We start from the raw sequence: 15,426 nt of genomic DNA on the forward strand, positions 1-15,426 counted from the left end.
GGGATCCGAACACCGGTCCGGTGCTGTCATAGTGATCCACGGCTGAGAAAGATGTAGCGAGCATCCAGGAAGCGCGTGGACACCAGCGAGAGCAGTACCGAACCACAGGAGAAGGACCCTTCCGCGGTGCCACCCGAGCGGCGCGGCTGGCGCCGCTGGGCGATGGACACCCGACCGCTGCGCCGCCCGGCCTACCGCCGCCTGTGGTCCTCGACCATCGTCACGGCCGTCGGCAGCCAGCTCACGGCGGTCGCGGTGCTCAAGCAGATCTACGACATCACCGGCTCCTCGGCGTGGGTCGGCGCCGCGAGCCTCGCCGGACTGCTGCCGCTGGCGGTGTTCGCACTGTGGGGCGGCGCGATCGCCGACAGCATGGACCGGCGCAAGCTGCTGCTGATCACCAACAGCGGCATCGCCGTCACCTCGGTGCTGTTCTGGCTCCAGGCCGTCACCGGCCTGGACTCCGTGCCCACGCTGATGGTGCTGCTCGCCGTGCAGCAGGCGTTCTGGGGGCTCAACGCCCCGGCCCGCAACGCCTCCATCGCCCGTCTGGTCCCGGCCGACGAGCTGCCCGCCGCAAGCGCCCTCGGCTCGACGGTCATGCAGACCGGTCAGGTGGTGGGGCCGCTCCTGGCCGGTGTGCTCATCCCCGTCATCGGCCTGGCCGAGCTGTACCTCATCGACGCGCTCGCCCTGTGCGTCACCGTCTGGGCGGTCGTACGGCTGCCCGCGCTGCCGCCTCTCGCGAGCACGACCGGCACGAGGAAGCCGCGCGCGGGCGTGCGCGAGATCGCTGAGGGCTTCCGCTACATCGCCCTGCACAAGGTGCTGTTGCTCTCCTTCCTGGCCGACGTCATCGCGATGGTCTTCGGCATGCCCCGCGCCCTGTTCCCCCAACTGGCGAGCCAGACCTACGCGTCGTACGGCGAGGGGCTTGCCCTCGGTCTGCTCTTCGCGGCGATCCCGATCGGCGCGGTGGCGGGCGGGCTGTTCTCCGGCACGTTCTCCCGGGCCCGCCGGCACGGCTGGATGGTGATCGGCGCGGTCGTCGCCTGGGGCGCGGCCATCACCGGCTTCGGGCTGAGCGGCAGTCTGTGGCTCGCGGTGGTGTTCCTGGCCCTCGCCGGGGTCGCCGACATGGTCTCGATGGTGTTCCGCGGGGCGATCCTGCTGTCCGCCGCCAGCGACGAGATGCGCGGCCGGATGCAGGGCGTCTTCACGGTCGTCGTCGCGGGCGGACCGCGCCTCGCCGACGTCCTGCACGGCACGACGGGCTCGGCCTTCGGCCCGCGCACGGCGACCGTGGGCGGCGGCCTGCTGGTCGTCGTCCTCATGCTGGGCCTGGCCGTCGCGGTCCCGGCCCTGCGCCGCTACCGGATCTGACGCGGCAGAGGGCACACCCCGTCCGGCGTTCAGAGCACGCTGCGCCGGTGCTGCCCGTAGTGCTCCATCAGCTTGCCCCGGGTCATCTCCAGCCGGTACGCGAGGATTTCGGCGACGTGTCGCACCAGCGACATCCCGAGCCCCGGATCCTCCTCGCACAGCCGCAGCACCTCCGCCGCGTCGAACTCGTAGGCCCGCACGGGGCTGAAGGCCTCCGCCCCGAAGTCCCACTGGTACGGCGGGAACAGCCAGGACCAGCCGAGCAGGTCGCCCGCTCCGAGGCTGGCGACGGTGACCCGCTGGATGGACGTCACACGCTGGTCGAGGGAGACGGCGCCCGAGCGGATGACCCAGAAGCGGTCGGCCGCGCCGCCCGCCTCGAAGATCCGGGCGTCCTCCGGGAAGGAGACCTCCCGTGCGAGCGACATCAGACGCTCGCGCTGAGGCTGCGGAAGGGCGGTGAGCAGTTTGATCGCTTTGGTCATGACACGGGGCTCCTCGCCGAGGACTGAGGTTCCGGTGCTTTCCCTGCGTCCATTTCAGCCGCTGCCGCCGCGCTGAGCACCTCGGCGGAAGGCGGTTTCGGCCGGGAATCTCGCGCGGCGGGCGGTCGAGGGCATGAAAAAGCCCTGGCTGGACGGGGGAGACCAGCCAGGGCCGTAGGTGGTGGTGCAGGGGGGACGAATGCGGTCTACCCCGTGACCACGTATGTATGAACCGTAAACCATCTAGGGGGAATCTGCGCACCCGAGACCGGGGTGAGTGACCGGTTTCACTCCGATCCGAGTTTCAGGTCCGTTCGGAGCGCTTCCCCGGGGTCACGATCTCGTCCAGCACCGCGATCACGGTCTCGTAGGCCAGCGTCCGTACGGCGGCGTCGCGGGCCGCCTCCGGATCGGTCGACCTCAGCGTCTCGCTCCGCGCCCGCCACGTCCGCTCCTCCTGCCGGGCAGAAGTCCTGGCGCGCTGCATCCGCCGCAGCAGTTCGTCTGAGTCCACGACATCGGTCATGTCCTACGCATACCCCGTATCGCCCCGATGACCGGTCATCCCTCCGGCGCCTTCACCGGCACGCCCAGCGGACGGGCCAGACCGGCCACGCCCTCGTCCAGGCGTTGCAGATGCCGCAGGACGCGATCGGTGACCCGGCCGTAGCGCGGGGCGCCGGGGATGTCCGGTCCCAGGAGCGAGGCGATGCTCGGGCCGGTCTCGATGCCGTCCGTCGCCTGTTCGCCGGTGACCTGAGCGGAGATCGCCTCGATGTTGTGCGCGATACGCCCCGCGGCCCGGCGCAGCCGTGGATCCGCCGCGATCGACGGGTGGGTCGGCAGCAGCTCGGCCGTCGCGGCGAGGGAGCGCGCGTGATACGCGCACGTCTCCAGCAGCGCGACGACATAGCGGGCGGTCTCGCGTCGCGCCCGCAGGGGCGTGACCGGATGCGTGAGCGGCTGGGTGGCGGCCCGCAGATCGGCCAGCGCCTGGTCCAGGTCGCGCGCCTGGTCGAGCAGTTCGTCGGGCGGCCCGCCGCTGAGCTGCTCGACGGCGCTGCGGGTGACGTCGCCGAGCCGTTCCAGCACGGTGGCGAGGAGTTCGTTCGTACGGCGGTCCGTCCGCACCGGCAGCACGAAGGCGGCCGCGATCACCCCGCACGCCGCGCCGAGCGCCGTCTCCTCGATGCGCAGCACCAGCACCGCGAGGCTGTAGGTGTGCAGCAGGGTGTAGAGGAGGCCCAGGGCCGCGGTGACGAAGAAGGACACCAGCGTGTAGGACAGCGGCGCCGAGTAGAACATCGCGAAGACGAACAGCAGCACCAGCGCGAACGCCGTCCAGGTGTGGTGTCCGACGGCGCCCGCCAGCACGATGCCGGCCAGGACGCCGAGGACGGTGCCGAGCAGGCGGCGGTAGCCCTTGACCAGGATCTCGCCGGTGGACGCGGTGTTGAGGAACACGATCCAGCAGGTCAGTACCGCCCAGTACCAGCGGTCCCGGGACAGCATCTCGCCGCCGACGATGGCCAGCGTCGACCCCACGGCGACCTGCACGGCGGCACGTGTGGTGGGCCGCCGCAGACCTCGGAGCTCCGCCGCCGGCTCCTCCTCCTCGGCGTCGAGCACGGCGTCCTCCGCGTCCAGCTCCTCGCGCGAGCGGGCCGTGGCAGGCGTGTCGTCGGCCTCGTCCTGGGCCCCGCCGAGGGCGATCCGCAGCCCGAGGACGGCGCGGGCGGCCTCGCCGACGCGCCGGAAGACGTCCTGTACGGCGGGGGAGGCGTCGGGCAGGTTCTCCTCGTCGCGATAGCCGAGGAGCCGGTTGCGCAGGTGGGACACCGAGGTTCCGGCGGCCTGGTCGACGGAACGCAGGACGAGCAGGCGCAGCGCCTCCAGATCACGTCGCAGCGTGTCGGTCGCCGTGTCCCGCACGGGCTGCCGCCCGCCCGAGGGGACCGGCGCGTCCGGCAGATGCAGGGTCAGCGTGTCCACCCGCTCGGCGCCGCGTGCCCGCAGCAGTGACAGCCCCAGACGCTCGGCGGCGATCTCGGCGTCCGCGACGCGCCGTTGGATCAACCGGGCCGCGGCCTCGTCGGCGGTCCCCTCCGCCAGCCGGCCCTGGATCAGCAGCGCCGTCTCGTGCAGGCGCGCGGTGCCCTCACGCACCCGCTCCAGCGCCCGGTCCGCCTCCTGCGGGCCGGCGTCCAGCAGGTCGAGCTGCGCCGACAGCAGCTGGGCCAGCCGGGCGCGGAAGGCATCGCGCAGCCGCTGGAGCACCCCCGTCGGAGTCTCGGGCACGAGCACGAAACGCACCAGCGCACTGCACCCGAAGGCCACCGCGACCGCGCCGCACAACTGAGGCAGGTCGTCGACGGTGGCGCCGACGAAGAGGGACATGAAGTAGATCTGGAAGCCGATCAGACCGAGTGCGGTGCCTCGCTCGCCGAATCGCCTGCCGTAGACGGCACAGAAGATGAGCGCGACGAAGACCAGGTCGCCGACCAGGACGTGGCTGTGCAGAACCGCCGCCACCGTCATCGACGCCAGCGCCACCGGGAGCCCCAGCGCGAGCGTGAGCGCCTGCTGTCCGCGCTGTTTCTCCCGGATGGCGAAGGTGGCGACCATCGCGGCCAGGGCCCCCGCCACCAGGTGGGTCACATCGGTGCCCAGCAGGGCGAGCACGGCGAGCGCGAGGGCGATCGCTCCCGCCGTCCGCAGCCCCGCGCTCAGCCGCAGCAACCCCGGGTCCGAGGCCGCGACCCGGTCACGCAGTCGCGCCCGGACCGGCCCTCCCGCCGCCGAGGTGGTCACCTCGCTCAGCCGGACGTCTCCTCCGCAGAGCCCTTCCCGCCGGCCTGCGCCCGCAGCTGCTCCGGCGTCAGATACGCGTGGACGAACTCGAAGTCCTTCAGCTTGGCCGGACTGCGGGACAGGAACCCGGTGCGCACGAAGTCATCCCCGGCGACGGCGTTGAGCAGCCAGTTCGTCATGACGCGGGTCTTGGCGACGTTGGTGCGCAGCGCCGACCAGTGGTAGCCGCGGGCGACGGCCATCGCTGGCAGGCCCTTCAGCTCGATGCCGATGGGCTTGGAGACGGCGTCGCGCCCGCCGAGGTCGACGACCAGGCCGAGGTCCTTGTGCTTGTACGGCCGCAGCGGCTTCTCGCGCAGGGCCGCGATGACGTTGTCGGCCACGACCTTGCCCTGGCGCATGGCGTGCTGGGCGGTGGGCGGGCAGACGGCACCCTCCTCGTCCTTCGCCACATCGGGCACCGCGGCGGCGTCGCCCAGCGCGAACACCCCGTCGTGCCCGGGCAGGTTCATCTCGGCGGTGACCGCGAGCCGGCCCCGGACGGTCTCCGCGCCCAGCGTGCCGATCAGCGGGCTGGCGACGACACCGGCGGTCCAGATCAGCGTGCGGGTGGGGATCACCCGGCCGTCGGTGAAGGTGACCTCCTCGGGGCCCGCCTTCGCGATGGACACGCCGAGGGAGATCTCGATGCCCCGCTTGCGCAGGATCTTCTGCGCGTCGTCGCCGAGCTTCTCGCCCAGCTCGGGCATCAGCCTCGGCGCGATGTCGATCAGATGCCACTTGATGAGACTCGGATCGAGCCGCGGATAGCGCTTGACCGCGTTGTGCGTCAGCATCTGCAGACAGGCGGCGGTCTCGGTGCCCGCGTACCCGCCGCCGACCACCACGAACTGCAGCCGTGCCGCGCGCTCGTCGGGATCCTGGCTGGCGTCGGCGAGGTCGAGCTGGGAGATGACGTGGTCGCGGAGGTAGGCCGCCTCCGCGAGCGACTTCATGCCGAACGCGTGGTCGGTGAGTCCGGGGATGTCGAAGGTGCGCGTGATGCTGCCGGGTGCCAGCACGATGTAGTCGTAGGGCTCGTTGACGATCTTGTCGGTAATGGTGCGGACGACGCAGACCTTGGCCGCGAGGTCCACGCCGATGGCGCCACCCGGGATGATCCGGGTGCGGTACCTGCGGCTGCGGCGCAACGAGACGGCGATCGACTGGGGCGTCAGGACGCCGGAGGCGACCTGGGGCAGCAGCGGCAGATAGAGCTGGTAGGAGGACGGCGTCACCAAGGTGATCTCGGCCTCGTCGGGGGAGAGTTTGCGTTCCAGCCGGCGTACACAGCCGACTCCGGCGAAGCCTGCGCCAACCACCAGGATCCTGGGTCGTGTCACGGTGATCATCCCTTCTGCGGCTCCAGGCCGTGTGCCTCGACGACGTTCGTCTGCCCCTGGATCGCTGCTTCGCACGCCTCGATCCCACCGTGCCACCGGTCGTTCCGCCAGCCGGGAGCAGCAGGCAGATGAATGCGTCGTCAGCCACCTTGCCCCAACCCGTGCGGGGGCACACCGGTTCGGCGATGAAAGACATGTGCGCGTGATCTCTTGACGGTTCATTGGTCTGGACCTAGCCTCCGACTCGCTCGTCCAAAACAGGGACCGCAGTTCATGTACATGAATTGGAGGCAGGATGTTCGCACGCCTGCGCACCCTCACCGTCACCTCCGCACTGTGCGCCACCTCCCTGCTCGCCGCACCGCACGCCTTCGCCGAAGTCGAACCAGGCGGCTGGCAGTCGGTGTCGCCCAGCTACTCCGTGCAGGAGCGGGGCTGCGGCCAGGTCGACGGCCTGACGTTCCGGCTCACCTGCTCCACCGCGAGCGGCGACCAACGGGCTGAACGGCGCTACGCCACCTACACCGGGGGAACGCGCCAGTTCGAGGGCTACTTCCGCATCACCAGCCTCAGCGGCACCCGGATCAGCCTCAAGCAGACCTTCCACGAGTCGGGCTCCGGCCCGTACTTCATGCTCGCCGTCGAGCGCGGCGGCAGGCTGTACGCCGTGCACGGCGGCACCACGCTCTCCAACGCCGGGACCGTCGGCGCGACCGTCCGCGTCAACACGGTCCACCAGGTCGGCGTCGAACACCGCACCTACATCAACGGCTCGCTCAAGCACACCTACGCGAGCCCCGGCGGCAGTTTCTACGACAAGTTCGGCGCCTACCGCACCAACAGCGGCAACGGGACGGCCACCGTGGAGTGGAGCGACATCCGCTTCTGGCGCAAGTAGCGGTCGCCGTATGCGAGGAAAGGCGCGCATCGCAGCGTCGGCAGCGCTCGTCCTGGCGCTGTCGGCCTGCTCGGCCGGCCCGGAACGGCCCCTGCGAGGTGTCCTCGCGACGCCCACCGACGTCGACCTCGACTGGACGGACGGACGGCCAGGAGTCGCCGGCCACATCCTGGAGTTCGCGACCGAGGAAGCGGGCCCCTACACCGTCCTGGACCATCTGCCCCGGCAGGTGTCGAGTTACCGCCACCCCGACCTCATGCCGAACACGACGTTCTTCTACCGACTGTGGAGCTACCGAGGCCCCGTGTCCCGGCCGGCCCGCGCCGAACTGCCGGACGGCATCCGCTTCACCTGGACCGACACCTCCTCGGACGAGGACGGATTCCTCCTGGAGGCGCGCAAGCAGAACGGCACCAGGTACGAACCCGTCGCCGTCCTCGATCCTGACGTCACCGGTACGACACTGGCGACGCTGCCCGGCGACGAACACGCCACCTTCCGGGTTCGCGCCTTCGTCCTCGGAGAGCGGTCGAATGTCGTACGGCTCACCACCGGCGAGAAGCCGCTCGCCACAGGCGGGTAGCCGTACTCAGCGGAAGACGTTGTCCGCGTCGTCCCAGTGCGCGAGCTCGTCCGACAGATGCTCCCGGGGCGCGCGCGAGCGGGCCTGGTACATCGCGTCGATCTGCAGCGCGTAATGCCGCACGATCGCGTCCCGGCGCAGCTTCATCGACGGCGTCAGTAAACCGCTCGCCACGTCGAACGGCTCCGGCAGCACCCGGAACACACGGATGGACTCCGGCCGCGACACCGCGCTGTTGGCGGCGGCCACGGCCCGGGCGATCTCCTCCCGCAGCGTGTTCTCCTCCCGTGCCACCCGCGTCCGCGCGTCGCTGCGGGCCGCGACGGAGTCCCGCCAGAACGCCAGGAAGTCCGGGTCCAGGGTGATCAGGGCACCGACACAGGGCCGGTTGTCGCCCACGACCACCGCCTGATGGACCAGCGGATGCATCCTGAGCCGCTGCTCCAGCAGCGCCGGGGAGACACTCTTGCCGCTGCTCGTGACGATGACGTCCTTCTTGCGCCCGGTGATCGTGAGATAGCCGTCGGAGTCCAGCCGCCCAAGGTCACCGGTGGCCAGCCAGCCGCCGCGCAGCGCCGCCCGCGTCGCGGCCTCGTCGTGGACGTAGCCCTGGAACACGGACGGCCCGCGCACCAGGATCTCCCCGTCGTCGGCCACCAGGAGGTCGATGCCGGGCAGCGCCTGCCCGACCGTCCCCGACATCTCCCGCCCCAGCGGCTGGGCCGTGACCCCGCCGCTGGTCTCGGTGAGCCCGTACCCGTCGTTCACGTAGATGCCGACGCCCTCGTAGAAGAGGGAGAGTTCACGGTTCAGGGACGAGCCGCCGGACGTCCCGAGCATCACCCTGCCGCCCAGCGCGGCGCGGAACCTGCGGTACACCGTCCGCTCGTACAGCGCGTGTTGCAGCCGCAGATCGAAGCCGGGCCCCGGCCCGCCGCCCAGCCGCTGCCGTTCCAGCGCCGCCGCGAAGTCCCGGGCGGTGTCGGCGGCCCGCTCGAACAGCGCGCCCCGGCCCGCCTGTTGGGCCGTGCGCAGCGCGTTCTTGTAGATCTTCTCGAAGATCGACGGTACGGCGCAGAAGTAGGTGGGCTTGAAGGAGCGCAGGGCGGCCGACAGCCCCTCCTCGCCCAGGTCGGGTTCGTGGCCCATCATCATGCCGCCGCGGATACACAGGGTCTGCACCAGGAGGCCGTACACATGGGAGAAGGGCAGGAAGGCGAGCACGGACGCCTGCCCGCCCGGCGGCACCACCTTGTGGCCCCAGCCCTGGAGCAGCGTGTCGCAGGTGCTCGCCAGATTCCGGTGACTCAGAGCGCAGCCCAGCGGCCGGCCCGTCGTGCCCGAGGTGTAGGCGACGACCGCGGTGGAGTCCGGCAGCACGATACGGCGCAGCGACTCGACCGTGGCGAGCGGAATGAACTCACCCCGCTCCACGAGCTGTTGCAGCCCGCCCGCGTCCAACTGCCAGACATGGCGCAGTTGCGGCAGCGACCCGCACACCGAGCCCACCGTCATGACGGCCTGTTCGTCCTCGACCACCACGGCCACGCACTCCGCGTCCCGCAGGATCCACTCGACCTGATCGCGCGAGGCCGTCGGATAGATCGGGACCACCTCGGCGCCCACCGCCCACAGCGCGTGGCTGAGCACCGTCCACTCGTACCGGGTGCGCGCCATGATGGCCACGCGATGGCCCGGCGAGATCCCGGACGCGATCAGGCCCTTGGCCAGATCGGTGACCTCGTCGCGCATTTCGGCGGCCGTCACCTCCTCCCAGACGGTGGAGGAGGGGTCGGGGCGGCGCGCGAGCAACGGCAACGTGGGATTGTGGGCCGCCGTCTCGAAGACGCTGTCGGCGAGCCCGCCGGTCAGGCTGGTGACGGTCGGGGGAGCGAGGCCGAGATCGCGCATGCGCTGCTCCTGATGCGTACCGGGTGTGACGTAACCGATGAGTTCCGTTATCAACGGTGCCCGAATCTAGCCCAGCCGAGAGCGGACGGTGCCCGGAACTGACAATTGACCCCGTTCGGTGATCCCGGCCTCAAGGGCAGGGCGACAGCCACACCGTGGCGAGCGGCGGCAATGTCAGCCGGATGTGCCCGTCCTCCGGCTTCACCGGGGAGGGGTTGGTGACATCGCCGCCGCCGTAGCGCGCGGCGTCGGTGTTGAGGGTCTCCTGCCAGGCGATGACGTGGTCCGGCGCCCAGAGGCGGTAGTCGTGGCGGACCACGGGGGAGAAGTTGCTGACGGAGAGCAGCGCGGTGCCGTCGGCCCCGAACCGCAGGAAGGCGAAGACGTTGTCGTCGGCCGCGTCCCCCAGCACCCACTGGAAGCCACCGGGGTCGGTGTCCCGCTCCCACAGGGCCGGAGTCGCCCGGTAGCACGCGTTGAGGTCACGCACCAGGTCCTGCACGCCCCGATGGTCGCCCGCCGACGCGTACCCGGGATCGAGCAGCCACCACTCGGGACCGTGCGCCTCCGACCACTCCGCACCCTGCGCGAACTCCTGCCCCATGAAGAGCAGTTGCTTGCCGGGATGGGCCCACATGAAGCCCAGGTACGCCCGGTGGTTGGCGCGGCGCTGCCACCAGTCGCCGGGCATCTTGGAGACCAGCGCCTGCTTTCCGTGCACGACCTCGTCGTGGGAGATGGGCAGCACGTAGTTCTCGCTGTAGGCGTACACCATCGAGAAGGTCATCTCGTTGTGGTGGTACTTGCGGTGCACCGGCTCCTTGCCGATGTACTGCAACGAGTCGTGCATCCAGCCCATGTTCCACTTCAGCCCGAACCCCAGCCCGCCGCTGTCCGTCGGCCGGGTCACCCCGCCCCAGGCGGTCGACTCCTCCGCGATCGTCACGACCCCCGGATTGCGCCGGTACACGGTCGCGTTCATCTCCTGCAGGAACGCCATCGCGGCCAGGTCCTCCCGCCCGCCGAACGCGTTCGGCGCCCACTGCCCGGAGTCCCGCGAGTAGTCGAGATAGAGCATCGAGGCGACGGCGTCCACCCGCAGCCCGTCGATGTGGAACTCCTCGCACCAGTACGTGGCGTTGGCGACGAGGAAGTTGCGCACCTCGGTGCGCCCGTAGTCGAACTCGAACGTCCCCCAGTCCGGGTGCTCGGCCCGCCGCGCGTCCCCGGGCTCGTACAGCGGATCCCCGTCGAAGCGGCTCAGTGCCCAGTCGTCCTTGGGGAAATGGGCGGGCACCCAGTCCACGATCACGCCGATGCCGGCCTGGTGCAGGGCGTCCACCAGGTACTTGAAGTCGTCGGGCGTACCGAGCCGCGCGGTCGGCGCATAGAAGCCGGTGACCTGATAGCCCCAGGAACCGGCGAACGGATGGTGCGCGACCGGCATGAACTCGACGTGGGTGAAGCCGAGGCCGCCCACATACGCGGGCAGCTCCTCGGCGAGTTGGCGGTACGTCAGCCCCGGCCGCCACGACGGGAGGTGGACCTCGTAGACCGAGAAGGGGGCCTCGTGCACCGGGACGTCACCCCGGTGCGCCATCCACTGCGCGTCGCTCCACTCGTAGTGCGAGGCGTGCACGATCGACGCCGTGTCCGGCGGGACCTCGGCGCGGCGCGCCATCGGATCGGCCTTGAGGAACCGGCCGCCATGTCGGGAGGTGATCTCGAACTTGTATCGGGTGCCCTCGCCGATGCCCGGCAGGAACAGCTCCCACACCCCGGACGCCCCGAGGGACCGCATCGGGAACGCCGTCCCGTCCCAGCAGGTGAAGTCCCCGGCGACCCGGACGCCTTGCGCGTTCGGCGCCCACACCGTGAAGCGGGTGCCGGGCACGCCCTGATGGGTCATCGGCTCGGCGCCGAGCGCCTTCCACAGCTCCTCGTGCCGGCCCTCGCGGATGAGGTGCAGGTCGAGCTCGCCGAGGGCGGGCAGGAAGCGGTACGGGTCATGGACCTCGCGCTCGTCGGACCCGTCCTCCGTGTACGACACCAGCAGCGTGTACGCGGGGACGGCGTCCAGCGGCAGCACACCGGAGAAGAGCCCGCCGCCCTCCGAGACCAGCCCCGTGCGCTCGCCGTCCACGACCACGCTCACCGCACGCGCGAACGGGCGCAGCGCCCGGAAGGCGATCCCGCCCGGCACCGGACGGGCGCCGAGCAGCGCGTGCGGATCGTGGTGGGCGCCCGACAGCAGGCGATCGCGGTCGGCCGGATCGAGTTCGGGCGCGGCGGCGCTCGGGCCGGGTCCGGCCGGTTCGGGGCGCGAAGTCTCGTGCAGGGCCATGGGTCAGGCTCCTCTCACGGCGAGGCGTTCGATCGCCGCCATCGGTACGGGCAACCAGTCGGGCCGGTGCCGGGACTCATACAGGACCTCGTAGACGGCGCGGTCCGTCTCGTACGCACGCAGCAACCCGTGCTTCTTGCGCGGATCCCACCCGGCGCCGGCGGCATAGCCCGCGCAGTAGGCCTCCCGGCAGCGGCGCGCCCACTCCGGACGCCACGGGCGGCGCTGCCGGGCGGCGTAGTCGAAGGAGCGCAGCATGCCGGCGACGTCCCGCACCGGCGAGTGGACACCGCGCCGCTCGGCGAGCGGGCGGGACGGCTCACCCTCGAAGTCGATGACGAACCACTCCCGGCCGGCCCGCAGCACCTGACCCAGATGCAGGTCGCCGTGGATGCGCTGGGCGGGCGGCCCGGGATCGCAGGCGGCGAGGGCGCCGAAAGCGGTGCGCAGGCCGGGGACGTACGCCCGCAGCGCGGGGACGAAGTGCGCGGCGTTCTCCAGGCGCTCGGTCATCGCCGCCGCCATCGGGCCGTTCTCGCCGCGGGCCCGGGAGGGGAACGCCGACGCCAGCGCCAGGTGCACCTCCGCCGTCGCCCGGCCCAGCTGACGGGCCTCCGCCGTGAAGTCGCCGCCCGACGCCAGCGCGTCCAGCGCCAGCGTCCAGCCGTCGGAGGCGTCCCGCAGAAACGGCTGCAGCACGCCGAGCGTCGCCTCCCAGGGGTGCGTCGTCCGGAACCAGGCCACGGGGGCCGGTACCCGACGGCAGCCCTGCTCGGCCAGCGCGCCGGACAGCTCCAGATCGGGGTTGACGCCCGGCTGGATGCGCCGGAAGAGCTTCAGGATGTACGTGTCGCCGTACACCAGCGAGGAGTTGGACTGCTCGGCGTCCAGCAGCCGCGGCACGAGCCCCGCGGGCAGCGACACGGACGGGTCCGCCTCGAAGCACAGCGGGCCGGCCGCGCCCGGATGCCGCAGGCGGTCCAGCAGCAGCTGGGCCGAGCGGGGGTCCTGCAGCGCGTCGAAGACGGTCAGACCCGCCAGCGGCCCCTCCTGCGCCTGGCCGATGAGCGCCCGGCCGAGCCGCGGCGACAGATGCTGCCGTACGCCCAGCAGCAGTTGGTAGCAGTCACCGGCCGGGGGAGTGCCGCCCGGTGAGGGCACCGCCGAGTGACCGGCGTGCACCAGCAGATGCAGACAGCCCGGGAACAGCTCCGTCATCGACAGCAGCGCCAGGTCGGTGACGGGCCGGTCCTTGCCCGCGAACCAGCGCTGCCGTGGCAGCCACTCGCGCAGCAGCCCGGCCAGTGATGTCATCGGGCTCGCGTCGACCGTACGGCTCGGTCGGGGAGATGCGGTCTTCTGCATGGTGACCCGTCCTTTCCTCGGCACACGCTCGAAGCTCAGGCTCAAAGCCGTCTGCCGATGCGGGATGCGACTCGGGTGAGCCGGAACCAGTAGAAGCCGTGGCCCCCGAGGGTCAGCAGATACGGCAGCTCGCCGATCGCCGGGAAACGGACCCCGCCGAACAGCTCCACCGGGTGGCGCCCGCTGAACTCGCGCAGGTCGAGCTCGGTGGGCTGCGCGAACCGCGCGAAGTTGTTCACGCAGAGCACGAGGTCGTCCTCGTACTCGCGCAGGAAGGCGAGGACCGCCGGGTTGGAGGACTGGAGTTCCGTGTAGGTGCCGAGTCCGAAGGCGGGGTTCTGCTTGCGGATCTCGATCATGCGACGGGTCCAGTGCAGCAGGGATGACGGGGATGCCATCGACGCCTCGACGTTCGTCACCTGGTAGCCGTAGACGGGGTCCATGATCGTGGGCAGGCAGAGCTTCCCCGGGTCGCACGTGGAGAATCCCGCGTTGCGGTCCGGGGTCCACTGCATCGGCGTGCGTACGGCGTCGCGGTCGCCGAGCCAGATGTTGTCGCCCATGCCGATCTCGTCGCCGTAGTAGAGGATCGGGCTGCCCGGCAGGGCGAGCAGCAGGGCCGTGAACAGCTCGATCGAGTGACGGTCGTTGTCGAGGAGCGGGGCCAGCCTGCGCCGGATGCCGATGTTGGCGCGCATCCGCGGGTCCTTGGCGTACTCCGCCCACATGTAGTCGCGTTCCTCGTCGGTGACCATTTCGAGGGTCAGCTCGTCGTGGTTCCGCAGGAAGATGCCCCACTGACAGCCCGAGGGAATGGCCGGGGTCTTGGCGAGGATTTCCGAGACCGGGTAGCGGGATTCCCTCCGGACGGCCATGAAAATGCGCGGCATGACGGGGAAATGGAAGGCCATGTGGCATTCGTCGCCGCCGTTTTGGAAGTCGCCGAAGTAGTCGACGACGTCCTCCGGCCATTGGTTGGCTTCCGCCAGCAGCACCGTGTCCGGATACATCGCGTCGATCTCGCGGCGGACCCGCCTCAGGAACTCGTGCGTCGCGGGCAGGTTCTCGCAGTTCGTGCCCTCCTCCGCGTACAGGTAGGGCACGGCGTCGAGCCGGAAGCCGTCGATGCCGAGGTCCAGCCAGAACCGCAGGGCGGCGAGGATCTCCTCCTGCACGGTCGGGTTCTCGTAGTTGAGGTCCGGCTGGTGGGAGAAGAAGCGGTGGAAGAAGTACTGCTGGCGAACGGGGTCGTACGTCCAGTTGGAGGCCTCGGTGTCGACGAAGATGATGCGGGCGTCGCCGTAGGCCTGGTCGTCGTCGGCCCATACGTAGTAGTCGCCGTAGGGGCCGTCGGGGTCCTTCCTCGATTCCTGGAACCACGGGTGCTGGTCGCTGGTGTGGTTCATGACGAAGTCGATGATGATGCGCATGCCGCGCTGGTGGGCGGCGTCGACGAATTCGACGAAGTCGGCGAGGTCGCCGAATTCGGGGAGTACGGCGGTGTAGTCGGAGACGTCATAGCCGCCGTCGCGCAGGGGTGACTGGAAGAAGGGCGGCAGCCACAGGCAGTCGACGCCGAGCCATTGCAGGTAGTCGAGTTTTGAGGTCAGGCCTTTGAGGTCGCCGACGCCGTCGCCGTTGCTGTCCTGGAAGGAGCGGACCAGGACCTCGTAGAAGACGGCGCGCTTGAACCAGTCCGGGTCACGGTCCTTGGCAGGCGTGTCCTCGAAGGTGTCCAGCACGGGCTCGTTGACGGTCATGACGCTCACGACCCTCCGATCTGCGGTGGGGATGCCTGGACATGGAGCACGTGCGCGGGCGCCCTGCCGGGCTGCAGACGTACGTAGTTGGTCCTGCCCCAGCGGTAGGTCTCACCCGTCAGTTCGTCGTGCACGGACAGGGAGGCATCCCAGTCCAGGCCGAGTTGCGGCATGTCCAACGAGACCGTGGCCTCCTGGGTGTGGCGGGGATCAAGGTTGGCGACCACCAGAACCGTGTCCGGGCCCGTGCGCTTGCTGTACGCGATGAGCGCGTCGTTGTCGGTGTGGTGGAAGCGGAGGTTCCTCAGCCGGTGGAGGGCGGGATGGGCCCTGCGGACGGCATTGAGCCTGGTGATCAGGGGGGTGATGGTGCGGCCTTCGCGTTCGGCGGTTTCCCAGTCGCGGGGGTGGAGTTGGTATTTCTCCGAGTGGAGGTATTCCTCGCTGCCTTTGCGCAGGGGGGTGTTCTCGCAGAGTTCGTAGCCGCTGTAGATGCCCCAGGTG

Annotated in this window: 12 protein-coding genes; 3 read left to right on the forward strand and 9 right to left on the reverse strand. The window is 70.5% G+C overall.

Features of this window, described 5'->3' with window-relative positions:
* Nucleotides 1-75: 75 nt before the first annotated feature.
* The gene (locus tag ACIA8X_RS26560; protein ID WP_393443296.1) at nt 76-1,383 is read left to right on the forward strand and encodes an MFS transporter; all 1,308 of its coding nucleotides are present in this window, start codon (nt 76-78) and stop codon (nt 1,381-1,383) included.
* Between the two features lie 29 nt (nt 1,384-1,412).
* Here the strand turns inward: ACIA8X_RS26560 and ACIA8X_RS26565 are convergent, their stop codons facing one another.
* The 4 genes from ACIA8X_RS26565 to ACIA8X_RS26580 form a co-directional block, all read right to left on the reverse strand.
* Nucleotides 1,413-1,868 (reverse strand): cyclic nucleotide-binding domain-containing protein, encoded by a 456-nt coding sequence (locus ACIA8X_RS26565; protein WP_393443294.1) that lies wholly within the window; start codon nt 1,866-1,868, stop codon nt 1,413-1,415.
* 304 nt (nt 1,869-2,172) lie between these two features.
* Nucleotides 2,173-2,394 (reverse strand): hypothetical protein, encoded by a 222-nt coding sequence (locus tag ACIA8X_RS26570; protein WP_393443292.1) that lies wholly within the window; start codon nt 2,392-2,394, stop codon nt 2,173-2,175.
* Nucleotides 2,395-2,429: 35 nt separating this feature from the next.
* On the reverse strand, nt 2,430-4,679 hold the full coding sequence (locus tag ACIA8X_RS26575; RefSeq protein WP_393443291.1) for an FUSC family protein: 2,250 nt from the start codon (nt 4,677-4,679) through the stop codon (nt 2,430-2,432).
* 5 nt (nt 4,680-4,684) lie between these two features.
* Nucleotides 4,685-6,070, reverse strand: a complete 1,386-nt coding sequence (locus tag ACIA8X_RS26580) for an NAD(P)/FAD-dependent oxidoreductase (protein ID WP_393443289.1) — start codon at nt 6,068-6,070, stop codon at nt 4,685-4,687.
* Between the two features lie 286 nt (nt 6,071-6,356).
* On the opposite strand from ACIA8X_RS26580, the gene ACIA8X_RS26585 reads away from it, so the two are divergent.
* Nucleotides 6,357-6,959: a hypothetical protein gene (locus ACIA8X_RS26585; RefSeq protein WP_393443287.1), complete on the forward strand. Its 603-nt coding sequence runs from the start codon at nt 6,357-6,359 to the stop codon at nt 6,957-6,959.
* Nucleotides 6,960-6,969: 10 nt separating this feature from the next.
* Entirely contained in the window at nt 6,970-7,542 is a 573-nt protein-coding gene (locus tag ACIA8X_RS26590) for a fibronectin type III domain-containing protein (protein ID WP_393443285.1), read from the forward strand.
* 6 nt (nt 7,543-7,548) lie between these two features.
* On the opposite strand, the gene ACIA8X_RS26595 is transcribed toward ACIA8X_RS26590, so the two are convergent.
* The 5 genes from ACIA8X_RS26595 to ACIA8X_RS26615 all read right to left on the reverse strand — a co-directional run.
* Nucleotides 7,549-9,453 carry an AMP-dependent synthetase/ligase gene (locus ACIA8X_RS26595; RefSeq protein ID WP_393443283.1) on the reverse strand — a complete coding sequence of 635 codons (1,905 nt, stop codon included), beginning with the start codon at nt 9,451-9,453 and terminating at the stop codon, nt 7,549-7,551.
* A 130-nt stretch (nt 9,454-9,583) separates the two neighbouring features.
* Nucleotides 9,584-11,797: a 1,4-alpha-glucan branching enzyme gene (gene glgB, locus ACIA8X_RS26600; protein WP_393443281.1), complete on the reverse strand. Its 2,214-nt coding sequence runs from the start codon at nt 11,795-11,797 to the stop codon at nt 9,584-9,586.
* 3 nt (nt 11,798-11,800) lie between these two features.
* Nucleotides 11,801-13,162, reverse strand: coding sequence for a maltokinase (locus ACIA8X_RS26605; protein WP_393443279.1), 1,362 nt, complete (start codon nt 13,160-13,162; stop codon nt 11,801-11,803).
* A 41-nt stretch (nt 13,163-13,203) separates the two neighbouring features.
* Complete coding sequence (gene treS / locus ACIA8X_RS26610) at nt 13,204-14,922, reverse strand: maltose alpha-D-glucosyltransferase (RefSeq protein WP_399459250.1); 1,719 nt, start codon at nt 14,920-14,922, stop codon at nt 13,204-13,206.
* Between the two features lie 5 nt (nt 14,923-14,927).
* The coding region (locus tag ACIA8X_RS26615) for a DUF3459 domain-containing protein (RefSeq protein WP_399459251.1) at nt 14,928-15,426 on the reverse strand (499 nt) is incomplete at its 5' end.

Source organism: Streptomyces sp. NPDC051738 (genome assembly GCF_044453205.1).
Lineage (GTDB): Bacteria > Actinomycetota > Actinomycetes > Streptomycetales > Streptomycetaceae > Streptomyces.

Bases quoted from the DNA above. Each gene is read 5' to 3' on its own strand.
- ACIA8X_RS26565 (WP_393443294.1), bottom strand. From the start codon at position 1,868: ATGACCAAAGCGATCAAACTGCTCACCGCCCTTCCGCAGCCTCAGCGC.
- ACIA8X_RS26570 (WP_393443292.1), bottom strand. From the start codon at position 2,394: ATGACCGATGTCGTGGACTCAGACGAACTGCTGCGGCGGATGCAGCGC.
- ACIA8X_RS26580 (WP_393443289.1), bottom strand. From the start codon at position 6,070: ATGATCACCGTGACACGACCCAGGATCCTGGTGGTTGGCGCAGGCTTC.
- ACIA8X_RS26585 (WP_393443287.1), top strand. From the start codon at position 6,357: ATGTTCGCACGCCTGCGCACCCTCACCGTCACCTCCGCACTGTGCGCC.
- ACIA8X_RS26590 (WP_393443285.1), top strand. From the start codon at position 6,970: ATGCGAGGAAAGGCGCGCATCGCAGCGTCGGCAGCGCTCGTCCTGGCG.
- ACIA8X_RS26595 (WP_393443283.1), bottom strand. From the start codon at position 9,453: ATGCGCGATCTCGGCCTCGCTCCCCCGACCGTCACCAGCCTGACCGGC.
- glgB (WP_393443281.1), bottom strand. From the start codon at position 11,797: ATGGCCCTGCACGAGACTTCGCGCCCCGAACCGGCCGGACCCGGCCCG.
- ACIA8X_RS26605 (WP_393443279.1), bottom strand. From the start codon at position 13,162: ATGCAGAAGACCGCATCTCCCCGACCGAGCCGTACGGTCGACGCGAGC.
- treS (WP_399459250.1), bottom strand. From the start codon at position 14,922: ATGACCGTCAACGAGCCCGTGCTGGACACCTTCGAGGACACGCCTGCC.